Source organism: Streptomyces sp. NPDC048411, assembly GCF_040704695.1.
GTDB lineage: Bacteria > Actinomycetota > Actinomycetes > Streptomycetales > Streptomycetaceae > Streptomyces.
This window is the reverse complement of the sequence record NZ_JBEZKL010000001.1, coordinates 98,725-115,985: the sequence shown is the minus strand read 5'-3', so window position 1 is coordinate 115,985 and position 17,261 is coordinate 98,725. Positions and strand designations below refer to the sequence as shown.

7 protein-coding genes and 1 pseudogene are annotated in these 17,261 nt (G+C 68.3%); 6 read left to right on the top strand and 2 right to left on the bottom strand.

Annotated features, from left to right (window positions below; translation table 11 throughout):
• Positions 1-75: 75 nt before the first annotated feature.
• Positions 76-615, bottom strand: a pseudogene (locus AB0915_RS00505) (DUF1152 domain-containing protein); the annotation flags it as partial.
• An 89-nt stretch (positions 616-704) separates the two neighbouring features.
• On the opposite strand from AB0915_RS00505, the gene AB0915_RS00500 reads away from it, so the two are divergent.
• From AB0915_RS00500 to AB0915_RS00480, 5 genes are all read left to right on the top strand, one after another.
• A complete protein-coding gene (locus AB0915_RS00500) occupies positions 705-1,310 on the top strand; it encodes a YdbC family protein (RefSeq protein WP_366137315.1) in 606 nt (201 codons plus the stop codon).
• A 291-nt stretch (positions 1,311-1,601) separates the two neighbouring features.
• Positions 1,602-2,261: a histidine phosphatase family protein gene (locus tag AB0915_RS00495; RefSeq protein ID WP_366688957.1), complete on the top strand. Its 660-nt coding sequence runs from the start codon at positions 1,602-1,604 to the stop codon at positions 2,259-2,261.
• A gap of 12 nt (positions 2,262-2,273) precedes the next feature.
• Positions 2,274-3,185 (top strand): ADP-ribosylglycohydrolase family protein, encoded by a 912-nt coding sequence (locus tag AB0915_RS00490; RefSeq protein WP_366688956.1) that lies wholly within the window; start codon positions 2,274-2,276, stop codon positions 3,183-3,185.
• A gap of 184 nt (positions 3,186-3,369) precedes the next feature.
• Positions 3,370-5,121 (top strand): DUF4153 domain-containing protein, encoded by a 1,752-nt coding sequence (locus tag AB0915_RS00485; protein ID WP_366688955.1) that lies wholly within the window; start codon positions 3,370-3,372, stop codon positions 5,119-5,121.
• Positions 5,122-5,148: 27 nt separating this feature from the next.
• Entirely contained in the window at positions 5,149-5,328 is a 180-nt protein-coding gene (locus tag AB0915_RS00480) for a hypothetical protein (RefSeq protein WP_366688954.1), read from the top strand.
• An 85-nt stretch (positions 5,329-5,413) separates the two neighbouring features.
• Here the strand turns inward: AB0915_RS00480 and AB0915_RS00475 are convergent, their stop codons facing one another.
• Positions 5,414-8,611 (bottom strand): FG-GAP-like repeat-containing protein, encoded by a 3,198-nt coding sequence (locus AB0915_RS00475; RefSeq protein WP_366688953.1) that lies wholly within the window; start codon positions 8,609-8,611, stop codon positions 5,414-5,416.
• Between the two features lie 613 nt (positions 8,612-9,224).
• Here AB0915_RS00475 and AB0915_RS00470 point away from each other — a divergent pair.
• A complete protein-coding gene (locus tag AB0915_RS00470) occupies positions 9,225-17,192 on the top strand; it encodes a polymorphic toxin-type HINT domain-containing protein (RefSeq protein ID WP_366689016.1) in 7,968 nt (2,655 codons plus the stop codon).
• Positions 17,193-17,261: the final 69 nt, after the last annotated feature.

The window sequence follows — 17,261 nt, the reverse complement described above, 5'->3', positions numbered from 1 at the left end:
CGTAACTCTCCCCGGAGCCAACCGGCTTGGGCACGGGCGGCGGAATCGGGCCATTGTTGTTCCCGGCGCCATTCAGTGCGCGTCGATTCCGAAGCCGACGGAGGCGACCAGGCGCTCCGGTACGTCGATTCCGGCGAGGGCGGCGACGCTGGTCAGGTCCTCCTCCGGGGTGCCGAGCCCGGTTTCGTCGCCACGCATCAGGATGTCCGTACCGCCGTCGACAAGGACGACCGCATCGATGTCGTACCGCTCGATCAGCGCCCGGTAGGCCGCGCGCAGCGGCTGCATTCCCACCCGGGCGAAGGCGTGCACGGTGCTCGGGTAGTGGTGCAGCTCGAGCCACTGGGCGAGGGTGCGTTCCGGGAAGTACGCCTGGTGGAGGGCCGTTTCGGGAGTGATGACGGCGACGTCCGGTGCCGGTCAGGCATCGGGAGGCAGCCCTTCGAGCGCGCTGAACGACAGATTGGCGAGCCGGACGTCCTTGCCCTGATGGAGCAGGGGGAGCGCCACCGGCAGGCCCGCGTAGATGTCGAAGCCGCCACCCGCCCCGGCCACGAGGATGCGCTCGGCCGTTTCGAGACGCGCGAACAGAGGGTCGGTGTGGAAGGCCGTCATGGAGATCATTCTCCGGTCCGGGTTAACCGGTTCGGGCGCACTCCGGCAGAGCATGACCCGCGCCACGTTCGGCGCCGTACGATAGCTCGGTGCTGGTCAAGTGGATTCGCTGCACCGTGATGGATCGTCGTGGTTTCGAGCGGGGGCAGCGAAAGTGGGCGGGGCTGCTCGGTGAGCCGGGGTTCAGGGGACAGGGGGGCGGGTGGAGTCGGGGGCGACCGGAGGTTGCCCATGTGTTCGCGTTCTGGGAGAACCGGGTCTTCTACGACTCCTTCATGGCGCGCGCGCATGACCAGTTGGCTGCGGCGCAGTCCGGAACGTACAGCGACATCCAGGTCAAACTGTTCGAATGCCGCTTCGACGTGAAGACCGGCTTCGAGCCGCATTTCACTGATGCGGACGTCGTCAGAGTGGCACACAGCACCGTGCATGAGGACCGCGTGGAGCATTTCACGCTGATGCAGCAGCGGGTGTGGAATCCGGCGATGGCCGGATCGCCCGGAATGCTGCGCGGTGTGTTCGGCGAAGCGCCGGGGCACGAGTTCCTCGTGTTGTCGATGTGGCAGTCGAGCGCTGAGCGAGGCAAGTACCGGCCGGGGAGCGTCGAACGGCTTTCGCAACGGGCGCAGACCGAGGACGATGTGGCGGCTCTGGCGGGGGATGTCGTGCAGCTCGAACCCTCCTGGACGGTCTGAGCCGACGGCACCCGGGGCCCTTGCGCTCGTGATCAGCCAGGTCCTGCCGCGGTACGGCGGGTGCTGAACGGCGTGCCGGGGCGGCAGCCCGGGCTGCGTCGGCAGGCCGGTCGGCGATGTCTGCGGCAACGGGCTGTTCCGTGACCAGGACCTGCGGGTACCCGGCGGATCGCTCTCCGTGGGGCAGCGCAGGCGGCTCACGCCCGCCCGCCCGCCGGCCCGGCCCGCGGATCTGCTGCTTGACTGAGCTGGAACCGATCTCATGAGCTGGAACCGGTCTAGGGTCTGTACATGGCACGACCGCAGCGCATTGTCCTCGTCCGGCACGGCGAGTCCGAGGGCAATGTCGATGACACGGTGTACGAGCGTGAGCCCGACCATGCATTGCGGCTCACCGCGACGGGCTTGCGGCAGGCCAGGGAGACGGGGGCCCAGCTGCGCGAACTCTTCGGCACGGAGCGGGTCAGCGTGTACGTCTCGCCTTACCGCCGCACGCACGAGACCTTCAGGTCCTTCGGCCTCGACCTGGAGCGGGTGCGGGTGCGGGAGGAGCCACGGCTGCGTGAACAGGACTGGGGAAACTGGCAGGACCGCGAGGACGTAAGACTGCAGAAGGCGTACCGGGATGCCTATGGGCACTTCTTCTACCGCTTCGCGCAGGGGGAGTCCGGCGCCGATGTGTACGACCGGGTCGGAGCATTTCTGGAGAGTCTGCACCGGAGCTTCGAAGCCCCCGACCATCCGCCCAACGTTCTGCTGGTCACCCATGGACTGACCATGCGGTTGTTCTGCATGCGCTGGTTCCACTGGACGGTGGCCGAATTCGAGTCACTGTCCAATCCCGGCAACGGGGAGAAGCGGACGCTGATACTCGGCGAGGACGGGCGCTACACCCTTGACCAGCCGTTCGAGCGGTGGCGCACTCCTGACCCCTACGGCATCACCGGATAGGGTGGAAGGGCGATGACCGCTGACTCCGCTACCGCCTCACGCTTCGAGCGCGCCCTGGCCAGCCTGCGCGGGCTGGCCGTGGGGGACGCCCTGGGATCCCAGTTTTTTGTGCCCGTCAACTATCCGCTCCTGAAACAGCGCGCATTGCCGCCCGGACCCTGGCAATGGACCGATGACACGGAGATGGCCTGCTCGGTCCTGGCCGTGCTCGTCGGGCACGACCGTATCGATCAGGACGCGCTCGCCCACTCCTTCGCCGACCATCACGACTTCGACCGGGGATACGGCCCCGCCGTGAACCGGATGCTCCGACTGATCCGGGAGGGCGGCGACTGGCGCGAGCTGGCGTCGGCGCTTTTCAATGGCCAGGGCTCCTGGGGCAACGGTTCAGCGATGCGCATCGCACCTCTCGGCGCCTGGTACGCGGACGACCCCGAGCAGGCCACGCACCAGGCCGAGATCTCCTCATACACCACGCATCAGCACCGGGAAGCCGTCGTGGGTGCGATGGCCGTGGCGGCGGCCGCCTCGCTCGCAGCCGCACCCGGGGGGCCACCGACGCCTGAGGAACTCCTCGACGGCGTGGTCGCGCTCGTACCGCGCAGCGCGGTGGGCGCCGGGCTCCGCCGGGCCCGCGACATGCTCGACTTCGGCGATGCCGGGACCGTGGCCGCGGTTCTGGGCAACGGCCGCCGTACCAGTGCACATGACACGGTGCCGTTCGCTCTCTGGTCTGCGGCGCGGAGCCTCGGCGACTTCGAGAAGGCGTTCTGGGTGACCGCTCAGGCCGGTGGGGACGTGGACACGACCTGCGCGATCGTCGGTGGGATCGTCGCGGCGGGCAAGGCGGGCGCACCGCCGGCCGACTGGTCGGCGCAGGCGGAAGAGCTGCCGGACTGGCTTCCCCGCCCGGGTCGCAGCTGAGACGGGCCGACTGTCACGGTACTGACACATCCCTGCCGCGGACGGCTGCGAGCGGCAGCAGGGGGCTAACCTTTCGGCCACGCCGCCCTCGGTGATCACCGTGACGGGCGTGTGCCGAATGAGATGCCGGGCTGCTCGCACTCTTCAGCTGCCGTGTGAGCGGACCTCGGTGGGGAGGGGTCCCATGCCCGATCACGCGTCAGACTCAGCCGTCCAGCCAGAGGGGCCCGAGCCGCCTCGCACGTCGGAACCGTCTCGCGCGATGAAGTCGGAGCCGGAGGGTGAGCCGACGCAGCGACCGGAGCCGTCCGAGGTGCCGGAGTCCCGGGACGCCGTTCCGCAGGCGCCGAGGATCCCGGCGTACGCGCAACAAGGGTGGCAACCGCAGCAGCCCAACCCATGGCAGAGCAGTCGGCAGACAGCCGGTACGCTCGCGCGGCTGCGCCCGGCCCGCCCGGCCGCCATCCGTAACGCTACGCTCTGGGCGGCCGCCGCCACCGCGCTCCTCAGCGCGTTGTTGCTCGGTGACGGACTCGGCCCGAACCTGCTGATCGTGGCAGTCCCCGCCGCACTCGCGGCCTACTTCGCCGCGCAGGCAGCGGGCCGTCGGCTCCGGTCCTGGTCCGCGGTCTGGGCGGTCGGCGGCCTTGCTCTGCTTGCGGTCCCGGCGCTCAGGGATGCGGGCTGGCCGGTCTTCCTCGCCGTTGTGTCGGCCGTCGCGCTGGGCTCGCTGACGCTGCACGGCAGCCGCAGCTGGCTCGGCGTGTTCCTCGGATCCGTGGGTCTCTTCTCCTCCGTGGCCGGGGGACTGAGGTGGGGGGCAGGTGGTGTTCGCGACCGTATGACCGGTTCCCGCGGTCGGTGGGGTGTCGTGTTCCGTTCCACTGCGGCGGCGATCGGCCTGCTCATCGTCTTCGGAACGCTCTTCGCCAGTGCGGATGCCGCGTTCGCCGATGTGCTCGGCAACGTGATCCCCGAGGTGTCGCTGGGCGAGGCCCCGTGGCGGTTCTTCCTGTTCGTGGTCGGTCTGGTCGGTGCGCTCACCGCCGCATACACCGCCGCCGCCCCGGTGCGCTGGGACGACATCACCGTGCGTGACGGGAAGCCCCGCGGGCGCCTGGAATGGGCGCTGCCGCTCATCGTGCTGAATCTGCTCTTCGCCGTATTCATCGCCATCCAGCTCACCGTGCTGCTCGGCGGGTACGACAGGGTGATGGCCGAGACCGATCTCAGCTACTCCGCATACGCCCGCCAGGGCTTCTGGCAGCTGCTGTGGGCCACCCTGCTCACCCTCCTGGTCATCGCTCTCGCACTGCGCTGGGCACCGCGCGGGAACTCGCGCGATCGCACGCTCGTACGGACCGTTCTTGGCGCGCTCTGCCTCCTCACCCTCGTGGTGGTCGCCTCGGCGCTGCGGCGCATGGACCTGTACGTCGATGCCTACGGCCTGACCCGGTTGCGCATATCCGTGGCTGCGGTGGAACTCTGGCTGGGCGTGGTGCTCGTCCTGATCATGGCGGCGGGTGTGTTCGGCGCCCGTATGCTGCCGCGCGCCGTGGCGGCGAGCGCCGCCGCCGCCGTGCTCACGTTCGGCCTCGTCTCGCCCGACGGGTTGATCGCGGAACAGAACGTGCAGCGTTACCGCAGCCATCACACCATCGACATCGACTACCTCCGGGGACTCTCGGCCGACGCCGTACCGGCTCTCGACAGGCTTCCCGAACCGCTGCGGTCCTGTGCCCTCAACGAGATCCAGCACACGCTCCGTGTATCCGATGCACCGTGGTACGCCACCAGTTGGGGCCAGGCGCGGGCACGCGACATTCTGGAGAAGCGGAGCGCGAATGCTCTTGTGACGGACTGCCGGGGGCAGGGGAGCGAAGGAGACAGCGGGCGCAACGGTGACGAGGGCGACGACTCGTACGACCCGTACTGACCCCTACCCGCCCCGCACTCACCCTGCATGGCGTCGCACGCACGGTGCAGGGGCCCGGTCCGAGTCGTACCGGGCGATCCGGGCAGGTGTGCAGGACGCACCCTTCGCCAGATCGCCGAGGCCCTGGACCGCGAGCGGTTCGTGCACGAGGAGCGGGCGCGGGTCGCGGAGGTGCGGCAGGCCGTCGCGGAGGGCGAAGCCCCGTAGACCGTGCCCTGGCGGAAAGGGGTGGGCCCCCGGTGCCGTCGCACGGCACCGGGGGCCCACCCCCCTCTCCTCCTGCCGGAGGGGACTATCCGAAGGCCAGCATCACCATCCAGCCCGAGCCGATGACGGTCTTCGCCGGCGGGTTGGTGTTGGTGGTCGACGGGAGGTAGATGCTCATGTGCCCGTCGGCCACGAAGCGGGCCCAGATGTCCGGGATCCCGTCCTTGTTGATGTCCGGGATCCCGATCGCGTGGTCGATCGCGGCCTTGGTCCAGCTGGTGCCGAACGGGACGTCGACTCCGTCGGCCGAGTTCACGGCCTGCTTCAGCGACTCCAGGTCGACGCTGCCGGCCACCGCACCGCGCTTGCCGTGGCGGACGTACATGTTGCCGTTGTCGACGTTGCGCCAGAGCAGGTCGGGCACGTTGTCCTTGTTCATGTCCGCGAGGTTGACGATGTCACGCACGGTGCCCCAGGCAGTGCCCTCCATCAGCGTGGCGCTCTGGAAGGTGCCGCCGGAGTAGCCCGAGAGCACCCAGAAGGCGGTGCTGGCGCGCACGGCGAGGTCGGGGTGCTTGTCGCCCGTGATGTCGCCGACGGCCTTGAGCTGGGTCCAGGTGGACGGGGCCGGTGCGTTCGCGGGCAGCCGGACCTTCAGCCGCTGGTCCACGTTGAACGAGCCGTAGCCGTCGCCCGGGTAGAGCCAGAACCCGCCGTCCGGGGTGGCCGCGAAGAGGTCCGTCGTCCCGTCGCCCGGGTAGGTGTCCTGGTAGTGCGCGATCAGCGCCGCCTTCTTGGACACCGGGTCGTACCAGTGGCCCGGCGGGTTCAGCACCGATTTGCCGTCGGCCCCGATCTTGTACGACGAGGCCAGCTGGCCGTACAGCTCGCCGCCCTCCTGGCCCGGATAGGTGCGCAGGGTGCCCGCGGCGTCGATGACGAGCAGGTCGGGGATGCCGTCGCCGCCGGTGTCACCCGGGCTGTCGGCGACCTCCTTCGGCGGGACGTACGTCGTGTAGTCGGTGCGCGCGCTCGCGTTGCCGACGCTGTCGTAGGCGTACACCTGGAGGGTGTTCGGGCCCGCGTTCAGCGGCTTGAGGGCCGCCACGGTGGCCACGCCGCTGGCGTTGGCGGTGACGGTGGCGGGGCTTACCCCGCCCCACGCGTACGTGAACTTCGTGGCGCCCGGCGACTCGAAGGTGATCGGACCGGTGTCGCCGAAGTTCACCGTCGCCCAGGTCGCGCCGTTCGAGGTGGCGCGCAGGAACACGTCACTGGTGACGATGGGCTGGGACGGGCCGCTCGGGTCGACCGTGATGCGGCACGGCTCGGTGCCCGGCGGGTAGACGGTGGAGTCCGCGCCCACCGCGTCCCGGGCCATCACGTCCCAGGAGAGCGTGGTGTTGGTGGTGATGTCCTTCAGCAGAGGGTCGGTGACCGGGATGGTCAGTGAGGCCGCACCGCTGGAGTTGGTGGTCACGAAGGTGCCGGCCGGCACGGTGCCGCCGGTCTTCCAGATGCGGAAGCGCAGCGACTTCAGGTTGCTGTCGGCGTCCTTGGCGGTCGCCGACAGGGTGATGTTGGTCTTGCCGATTGTTATACCGGCGCCGGGGCCGGGCGTGCAGGCGCCACCGGGGCTGGAGGTGCCGGCGGTGGGCTCGGACGGCTTGCGGTTGTAGGTGGACTCGATCTGCGCCGTGGTCGCCTTGAACTTGCGCCAGGTCTGAGTGTCCGTCTCGGTCGTGGCCTGCATGCCCACAGTGATGTTCGCCCAGCCCTTGTCGGCCGCGGTCTGGGCAGTGGACGTGAAGTCGAAGACCTCGAAATCGTCCGGGCAGAGGGACGACGACCAGCCGTGCGCGAAGGACTTCTTCTCGATCACCGACGACCAGCTCGGCTGGGCCTTCCACGTGGTGCCGGACGAGATCGCGCCGGTGAGCCAGAACTCGAACTGACGCTTGTCGCAGGACCACGAGTGGTTGTTGAGAACCTTGAAGGTCGCCTTGGAGACCGTGGCGCCCTTGATCGAGCTGTCCCAGCCCATCCGCCAGAACGAGCGGGCGAGGCCGCCGGTGTCCTTCTCGTAGCCGACGCGGGCGTCGGAGGTGCCGTTGGAGAAGTTGGTGCCGTTGAAGAAGCTGGTGGTCGGGTACGGCCTGTAGGCCACCGTCCACGCGGCCCAGCTCGGGTTGAGCGGCGGGTCGACGAACAGCGGATAGCTCACGCCCTCGCGGTCGGCCAGGCCGGTCGCGGCGAGACCGAGGCCGAGCCGGGCGGAGGAGGTGTTCTCACCGGTCAGGGTGATCGGCAGCGGCGCGGACTGGGCGCCCGGCTCGATGCCGGTGAGGCCGGAGAGCTTCAGGACGTCGGCGCTGGTGGCGACCGAGGTGCGGTTCGGGGTGCCCTCGGGCAGCTCGGGGTCACGGCCGCTGGAGTCCCAGGCGAACGGCGTCGGGATCGTGCCGATCTCCTTGCCGTCCGCGCCGGCCTTGTCGAGGACCTGGACCCGGGTGGCCGCCGTGTCCTGCCGGAAGACGGCGGTGTCGGAGCGCAGCCCGTACGTGACGGTCTTCAGCGCCTCCTGCCGCGCGGCCTCGGGGGTCTTGACGATGAGGACCTGCGCCAGGCCGCCCTCCTCCCGGGTGACGAGCAGCAGGTCGACGCCCGGCAGCACCTCGGAGTAGAGGGCGCGCGGGCCGTCGAGCACCGGCTCGGGCAGCGCGCCCGGCCAGGTGTACGCGACCGTGTGGCCATCGAGGTCGATCTCGGCGAGCACCGTCTCGCCCGGGGCCTCGGCGCGCGTGAACGAGCGGTCGGCACGCGCCGGATGGGCGCTGCCGCTCGCGAAGCGCACCGGGACGACGGGGTTGACGGGTGCGATGCCGAGGCCGTGCGGGGCCTTCGGCGTCCGCTTGAGGGTGTTGTCGACCGGGGCCCAGTGGCCCTCGGCGTTCTTCGCCCGGACCGGCGTGGCGTTGGTCCGGGTGCGCAGCTGGCCGTCGGGCAGCGCCCAGGTCAGCGAGGTGGCCGTGGTGGCCGTGTCGATCAGGACCTGCTTGCCGGAACGAACGGCCAGGGCCACGGCGGTGGCCTCGTCGCGCGGGCCGGTCGAGGCGCGGGTGGCGTCGGCGGTGCTGCCGGACGCGGTGGGCGGGGTGCTGCCGCCCGGCTGCCACCAGGGCAGCAGCGCGGCGATCAGGGCGGCCAGGACGAGGCCGAGGGTCAGGGACAGCCGCGTGCGCGTGCGCACGAACGGGCTGAGATATCGGGGCGGCGCGGTCACGGCGGTCTACTCCCGTGGGAACCAATCGGATTGAGGACAGCACAGACAGCCCCGTCGGCAGGCCGCGAGGCAGAAGGCGCGCACACGATGACACACCCGGGGACCGGCGTCGATGCGTAAAGAGTTTATAAACTCGTTACTCTTCGTTGGAAACGATTTGACTGAGTGTCAATTGCGTCCGGTTCAGGGCTTTTATGGATTCTTATTGAGTTTCATCCGGTGAATCATCCATAAACCTCTGACGAGGCGTCAGTTGTGGCACGATGATCCACTTTGCGCCGTGGCGGAGATCACTGGAATCTGTTTCCGGACCCTCCCGGTGACCTTGAAATGTGGTCCGTCCATGACAGAGAGTGCGCACGCACGCGCCTGATCCAGGCGTGTGCCTTTTGGTGTTTCCGCACCTCGTCCGTTGTCTGAATTGCCAGGGTGGGAGTCGACGCGTATGCGTGCTTCAGGTCCGCTGTCATGGCTGGGGCGAGGACGCCCAGCCCTGACAGAGTCACAACGAAGGCGCCGGCGGCGAAGCCGCACGGCGACCGTCCTCCTGTTGTCCTCGACATTGACCGTGACCAGCCTGGGCGGTCAGGCGCTGGCCATCCCCGGTCCCGGCATGAGCCGCGACAAGGACCTCTCCAAGGTCGAGCTGCCGGAGCTGCCCAAGAGCACCGAACTCCCCGGCGACGAGACGGCCCAGAAGACGCTGACGCTGGCGCCCGAGGTTCCGATCGAGAGTTATACGCCGGCGAACATCACTCCGTGGGTCGACGGCAGTGGTAGCGCGAAGATCGAGTCGACGACCGCGCCCGGTGCCACGGTGCCGGTGACGAATGAGACGAACAATCTGCCGATTGCCATCGGTGTGCCCGAGGGCGGCGATGCCTCGGCCCTCGCCGGCAACTGGACTGTGGGGCTGGCTCCGCAGACCGCGTCGCAGGACGCGGGTGTGTCGGGTCTGGTCATGAAGGTGACCCCGCCGGCGACGGTCGACCCGACCGCCGAGGTGACCCTGACGGTCGACACGACCGGTTTCGCGGATCTGTATGGTCCGCAGGCGGCTGACCGTTTCGGTCTGATGCTGCTGCCGGAGTGCGTGTATTCCTCGCCGACGGAGGGTGACTGCGCGGACGACGCGGGTGTCACGACGATGTCCGTGTCCGAGGGGGACAAGGACGTCAAGAACGGCAAGGCCCACTTCCAGCGGCTGAGTTCCTCGGTCAAGGTCGTCGCGGCGAAGGACGCGCCGACCAAGTCGAAGGCCGCGAAGAAGGCGAGTACCCGCACCCTCGTCACCGGCACGATCCCGGTCGCCGGTCTGCTCGGCGAGGACGTCGCCTCGGCCGGCCAGGCCACCAAGGCGTCCTACGAGACCGGGGTGCGGCCTGTCGCCAACACGACCGGCGGTGCCGCGCTCGGCATGCTCGACACCGGCTCCTCGGTGCAGGGCGACTTCACGGCCTCCCCGCTGCTGTCGTCCGGCTCCTGGTCGGCGGGTTCTTCGTCGGGTGCGTTCACGTACTCGTACGACGTGCAGGTCCCCGAGACCGCCGGCGGCCTGATGCCGAAGGTCAGCCTGGCGTACTCCTCCCAGTCGGTCGACGGCCGGACCTCCTCGTCGAACAACCAGGCGTCGTGGATCGGTGACGGCTGGGACTACAACGCGGGCTCCATCACCCGTACGTACGTCAACTGCCGCGAGGACTCCAAGAAGGACGGTGCGAACAACAAGACGCACCGCACCGCGGACCTGTGCTGGGGCTCGGACAACGCGACCCTCTCGCTCGGCGGCATGACCACCGAGCTGGTCTGGGATGCCACGAAGGGCCCGAACGGCAGCGACGGCAAGCCCGTCGGCCAGTGGTTCACCGCCAACGGCGACGGCTCCAAGATCGAGCGGATCACCGGCAAGGCCACCGGCAACAATGCGAAGGACGGTGAGTACTGGGTCGTCACCACCAAGGACGGCACCAAGTACCACTTCGGTCTGAACAAGCTGCCCGGCTGGTCCGACAAGGGCACCAAGGACAACACCGCGGACGACGACCCGACCACCGACTCGGTGCTCACGGTCCCGGTCTACGGCAACCACCCGGGCGAGGACTGCTACAAGGGTCCGACCACCGACGACTGGAAGAACTCCTGGTGCACCCAGGGCTGGCGCTGGGGCCTCGACTACGTCGAGGACGTCCACGGCAACGCCATGTCGCTGTGGTGGAAAAAGGACCAGAACTACTACGCCCGGAACTTCAACTTCAAGGCCCCGGTCGTCTACGACCGCGACGGCTACCTGTCGCACATTCACTACGGCCAGCGCAAGGACAGCATCTTCACCGCCACGGCCCCGGCCCGCGTCGACTTCACCGTCGCCGAGCGCTGCTACGCCGTGGGCGGCGTCATTTGCAACGACGACAATTTCAACTCCAAGGACCCGGGCAAGTACCGGCCCTGGTTCGACACCCCGGCCGACCTGCGCTGTGCAGCCAAGAAGAAGTGCTGGAACGCCGGCCCGTCCTTCTGGACCCGCAAGCGCCTCGACAAGATCACGACCAAGGCCCAGCGGAGCACCGACACCACCACCCCCGACGTCGTCGACGAGTACCAGCTCAAGCAGTCCTTCGCCGAGCTGAAGACCGGCGCGAACACCGCCCTGTGGCTGGAGTCCGTCCAGCGCACCGGCTACGCCCGCAAGGGCTCCACCGACGACAGCATCACGCTCAACTCGGTGCGGTTCGAGCCGAACACCGAGGACATGCCCAACCGCGTCAAGGCGGTCCACCCGTCGCGTCCGGGCTTCTCCCGGCTGCGCATCGCGCGTGTCGTCAACGAGTACGGCGGCGAGACCGTCGTCAACTACAAGCCGATCGAGGACGACTGCCTCAACGGTCCGTTTCCGGGCAAGGACGACAAGGCGGCACTGAAAGCCAACCACCGGCTGTGCTACCCGTCGTTCTGGAACCCGGACCCCGAGGTCGAGGACATCGACTGGTTCCACAAGTACGTCGTGGACTCCATCGAGGAACTGCCCAACATCGAGGGCAGCTTCACGACCCGGACCTCCTACGAGTACAAGAACCCGGCGTGGAAATTCGCCGACGCCGAGTTCACCAAGAAGTCCACGCGTACGTATTCGCAGTTCGCCGGCTTCGAGCAGACCACGGTGATCACCGGCCCGAAGAAGTCCGCCGCGGACAGCGGCGAGGGCTCCACCCCCGACGAGGACACCCCGGGCCCCGACAGCCCGCGCTCCAAGTCCGTCACCCGCTACTTCCGCGGCATGGGCGACACCGTTCCGGTCAAGGACATCACCGGTGCCGAGATCGCCAAGGACCGCGAGGCATTCGCCGGCCGGATCGCCGAGGAGCTCACGTACACCGACTCCACCAAGGCCGACAAGGACTGGCTGTCCCGCTCGATCACCAAGCCCGAGGCCACCGAGCTGGCCAAGCGCGACCGTGACGACGGCCTGGACCCGCTGAAGGCGTGGCGGGTCACGGAGCCCGAGGAGATCGCCTACACCAAGGCGTCCGGCAAGAACAAGGACGACAAGGACGACAAGGGCAACGTCGGCCGCACCCTGCGCTCGGTGAAGACCACGACGACGTACGACGCGACGTACGGTCTGCCCGAGTTCGTGGAGTCGCTGGGCGACACCGAGAAGACCGGCGACGAGTCCTGCACCAAGCTGGATTACCTGCACCAGACCACCAAGAACCTCATCGGCCTGTCGAAGCAGGTCCTGGTCTCGCCGACGACCTGTGTGAACGCCAAGTGGACCGACCTGTCCACGCTCAGCGGCGCCAACCGCACCGCGTACGACGGCACGGCCTACGACACCGCACTCGGAGCGAACAGCCGCGGTCTGGCCACCGAGTCGTGGTCGCTCAACGGCGCCGGCACCGGCTTCGAGACCAACGGCACCACGGGCTTCGACGAGGTCGGCCGGGTGATCCGGACGACCAGCCCGGAACAGCTGAAGCAGCTGAGCCCGAAGTCCTCCACGATCACCTACGACCCGCCCCAGGGCCAGGTGTTCAAGGTCACCACGACCAACGTCCTCGGCCACAGCCAGATCCAGGAGCTGGAGCCGGGCCGCGCGGTCACCCTCAAGACGACCGACGTCAACAACTTCGTCAGTGAGGCCGTGTACGACCCGCTGGGTCGTCTGGCCGAGGCGTGGGCCCCGGGCCGTACCCCTGGTAGCGGCGTCCCGGACTTCCGCGCGGTCTACACGGTCCCGAAGGAGGAGACCGACCCGAAGGACCCGAAAACCAAGATCCGCAAGCCTCCGTACGTCACCACGTACGCGCGTGGCTACGAGGACCGGATCGAGACCTCCGTCACCCTCTACGACGGCCTCGGCCGTGAGCGCCAGACGCAGGAGGAGTCGGACAACGGCTCCGGCTGGCTGATCACCGACACGCTGTACGACAGCGCCGGTGAGGTCTACCAGACCAACAACGCCTATCTGACCCAGGAGGCCACGCCGGGCGAACTCTTCACCCCGGTCTCCGACACGGTCGTTCCCAACATCACCCGCTACACCTACGACGGCCTCGGCCGCGTGGTCAAGGAGACCCCGTACCTCAAGTGGGTCGACCCGAACACCAAGGAGTCCTACTCCAAGGCGTACGAGGAGCGGGCCACGAAGTACGAGTACGGCGAGGACTGGTCGAAGGTCGTCCAGCCGCAGGGTGACTCGTCCTACACGGTCTTCACCGACGCGCTGGGCCGCACGGTCCGCACGGACACCGACAATCCGGCGGCGCCCGGCGGGGTCACGTCGACGAGCTACGACTACGACGCGCATGGCCAGTTGGAGAAGGCGACCGCCTCCGCCGACAAGACGCACCCGTGGACCTGGACATACGACCACCAGGGCAAGCCGCTGACAGCGACCGACCCGGACACGGGCACGACCTCTACGGAGTACGACGCCTTCGGCCGCGTTCTGACCCTCACGAACGCCCGTGGCACCAAGGTCTGGAGCGGCTACGACGAGCTGTCGCGGCCGAAGCAGCAGCGCCTGAACAGCGCCGCCGGAACCGTGCTGGCCGACTACACGTACGACACCGTCCCGGGCGGCAAGGGCATGCCCGCGACCGCCACGCGCTACACCGACGGTCTGGCGTACACCCAGAAGGTCGACGGCTACACCAAGGACTACGCGCCGACCTCGACCACGCTGTCCCTGCCGCAGTCGATCGTCGACACGTGGGGCTTCAAGAAGGACTACACCTACAGCTACACGTATTCCGACAACGGAATGCTGGACGAGACCACGCTTCCCGCGGTGGGCAAGTTCGACTCAGAGAAGCTGGTCGTCCGCTACAACAAGCAGGGTCTGCCGCTCTCGATCTCCGGCAAGGACTGGTACGGCTCCGAGACGGTCTACGACCCGTACGGCCAGGTCATGCGCTCCACCCTGGGCGCCCAGCCCTACCGGGTGTGGACGCAGAACGCGTTCGACGAGTCCAGCGGCGCGCTCACGAAGCAGTCGGTCTACCGGGAGAAGGGCGGCGACGACGCGGACAAGTCCGTGGTCGGTGGCACCCTGGTCTCGGACCGGGGCTACACCTACGACCCGGCCGGCAACGTCACCTCGATCCAGGAGAACTCCACCGGGATCGAGGAGCGCCAGTGCTTCGTCTACGACCCGGTGGGTCAGCTCAAGTCGGCCTGGACCTCCAAGGACCAGACCAACTGCACCAACCCGAAGAACACCGACGGCACGCTCAACGTGGCGTCGGGCAAGGACGGCTCCGGCTACTGGCAGGAGTACGAGTACGACCTTCTCGGCAACCGCACCAAGCTGACCGAGAAGGACCTGGGCGGCAACACGGCCAAGGACGCGGTCACCGACTACGCGTACGGCAAGAACGCCGCGAAGGACCAGCCGCACACCCTGACCAAGGTCACCAAGAAGTACACGACCCCCGCGGGGGCGCAGGTCACGGCCGAGGCCACGCGACTGTACGAGCTGACCGGCGAGACCAAGTCGATCACCTCGGTCCAGAACGGTGACAAGCAGGACCTGACGTGGACCTGGGACGGCCAGGTCGAGCGGATCACCGGTTCGGGCTCCGGAGGCAAGACCCCGTACGTGGGTCTCGGCCAGAAGTGCATCGACCTCAAGTCCGGTCTCGCCGCGGCGGGTCAGCCGGTCCAGCTCTACCAGTGCAACGGCACGGTGGCGCAGGCCTGGCACTTCGACCCGGTCCCGGCCACGGCCTCGGCTCCGCAGGCGAACCCGGACCTCGGCACCCTGAAGATGTACGACACCTGGTGTCTGCAGCCGGCCGCCAACGCCGCCGGTTCCGCGGTCCAGCTGAAGAAGTGCGACGGCGGCAGCGCCCAGCAGCTGAAGCGCAACGCCGCGGGTCAGTTGACCCACGTCGACTCCAACCTGTGCCTCGCGGTGCAGGGCGCGGCGAACGTGAGCGGCACCGCGATCGTGCTCGCCACCTGTGACGCGGCCCAGGCCGCCCAGCAGTGGCTGCCGCAGAACGACACCCGGCACATCTACGGCCCCGACGGCGGACGTCTGCTGACCATCCAGGGCAAGCAGGCCACGCTGAATCTCGGTGAGGCGCAGGTCACCGTCCAGCAGGGCGGCGTCCTCGTCCGTACCGAGCGCACCTACGCGGCCCCCGGCGGCGCGGTCATGCGTTACGCCAACGGCACGGGCGGGGAGGTGCTCACCGCGCTCGCCTCGGACCACCAGGGTTCCGCGTACGCGGAGGTCGCGCTCACCAGCGGCATGCCGGTCCGGATACGCAAGCAGGATCCGTTCGGCAACCAGCGTGGCGCCGACACGGTGGGGCAGAACTTCCAGAACAGCAACGGATTCCTGGGCAAGTCCCGTGACGACGCCTCCGGCTTCCAGCCGCTGGGCGCCCGTCTCTACGATCCGACGGTCGGACGTTTCCTGTCCGCCGACCCGGTGCTCGACCTGAACGACCCGCAGCAGGCCAACGGGTACGTCTACGCCCACAACAACCCGGTCACGTACTCGGACCCGACGGGTCTGGCCATCAGCCTGACCGCCTCGGAGAAGGCCGCGGCCCTCGCGGGCGCGGGTCTGTCGGCGGCCCAGGTCGCGCAGGCGCAGGCGATGCAGGGCAAGTCCCTCACCTCCGTCATCCTCGGGGTCGCGTGGGAGACGCTGAAGGACTTCATCGGCATCAACGACGCCATGGCCTGCTTCGGCGGTGACATGTGGTCCTGCGTGAGCATCGCGGTCGACGCGATCCCGTGGTCGAAGCTCGGCAAGATCCCGGCGGTCATCAAGGCCGTCAACCGCACGATCGACGCCATCAAGGCGTTCAAGGTCGCCAAGAAGGCCGCCGAGGCCGTCCTCAAGGCAGCCAAGGCCGCCGAAGCGGCAGCGCTACGGGCCAAGAAACTCGCCATCGAGAAAGCCAAGAAGGAAGCCGCGCAACGAGCGAAGAAGAAAGCCGCCGAGGCCGCCAAGAAACTAGCCGACGCGGCTGCCGCCGCGAAACGGAAGACAGGCAATCCCGCCCAGAAACAGGCCCAGGTCAAGGCCGCCCCGAAGGTCTCCTCCCACAGCACAGGCGGCGGCAAGGGCGGCGGCAGCAAGAGCTCCGGCGGAGGCGGCGGCGGCAACTCCGGCGGATCCGCCCGCAGCAAGGGCGGATCGAGCGGCTCCGGCGGCGCCGGCAAGGTGGAGGAAGGCGGCAGCAGCGGCTCCTGCTCGACCGGCAACAGCTTCGTGCCGGGCACCAAGGTCCTCATGGCCGACGGCACCACGAAGCCGATCGAGCAGGTCAAGGCCGGCGACAAGGTCGTGGCGACCGATCCGAAGACGGGCGAGACTCGGATCGAGACGGTCACGGCCGAGATCAAGGGCCAGGGCCTGAAGCACCTCGTCAAGGTCACGATCGACGTAGACGGCAAGAAGGGCACCAAGACGGCCCAGGTCACCGCGACCGACGGCCACCCGTTCTGGGTCCCCGAGCTGGGCAAGTGGATCAAGGCCACCGACCTGCATGACGGCCAGTGGCTGCAGACCAGCGCCGGTGTGTACGTCCAGATCAGCTCGGTCCAGCGCTGGACGAGCCCCGGAGCGACGGTTCACAACCTGACCGTCGGTGACGTCCACACGTACTATGTGCTGGCGGGGCCGTCCTCTGTCCTGGTACACAACGCCACTTGCCCCACGGCAGAGGAAATGGAGGACGGCCTCAGCCGAGCACACGAGGCGGCCAACGCCTTCGCGGAACCGGGTGGAATGTCCGGACATCTCGCCCTCGCAGACGGCCAGCGCTTCGACCTCTCGTCGGGTCGGACTCCGAACGGACAGTGCCGAAACTGTCTTCCGGGTCACGTGGCTCCTCCGGGTACGACGCGTGAGAACTTCCACCACCTGGAGAACCAGAGCGCTGCCATCATGCGGCGAAATCCCGGAGTGAACGCAACGCTCTACATCACCGGGACCTATGGTGCGTGCCAGTACTGCAGGGACGCTATGCGGGCGATGCTTCCTACAGGCGGGCGCTTGCTGGTGATCTGGAGAAATGACAACGGAGCGATCAGAAACCGAATGTTCATCGGAGGTTAATCGGCGGCATTGAAGCTCCCGGCAGGCCACGCATCTGCCGGGAGCTTCCTGCCCTCGAGGTCATGACAT